This window comes from Salinisphaera orenii subsp. halophila YIM 95161, from assembly GCF_003732545.1.
Lineage (GTDB): Bacteria > Pseudomonadota > Gammaproteobacteria > Nevskiales > Salinisphaeraceae > Salinisphaera > Salinisphaera orenii_A.
The window spans coordinates 1-246 of the sequence record NZ_AYKF01000055.1 but is presented as its reverse complement, the minus strand read 5'-3'; the positions used below and the strand labels follow the sequence as shown (position 1 = coordinate 246).

The 246-nt window shown below is 54.9% G+C and carries 1 protein-coding gene; it reads right to left on the bottom strand.

The genetic code is table 11. The features are described from left to right. Positions 1-20: 20 nt before the first annotated feature. The coding region (locus tag SAHL_RS18565; protein ID WP_221177810.1) for a hypothetical protein at positions 21-246 on the bottom strand (226 nt) is incomplete at its 5' end.

Below are 246 nucleotides of genomic sequence, written 5' to 3'. Positions count from 1 at the left end.
GCGCTAATCGACGCAAGAACTTAGAGGCGATAGCGACGAATTTGCAGTAGATAAAGGCGAAAAAGCATGATAGTACGAAGCGGCAGCGAGCTGGCGCATAACGTAGTTGATGCGACATCACGCAGCCGCTTCGGTCTTCGGACTTTACCGCCTCTATCTGCTTGTTTCGGCTCTAGTCGACGACAGAGTCGTTCAGCGTCGTCGAGCGCATGCTGAAGCGACACCAGACTACCGGGGGCGACCTTG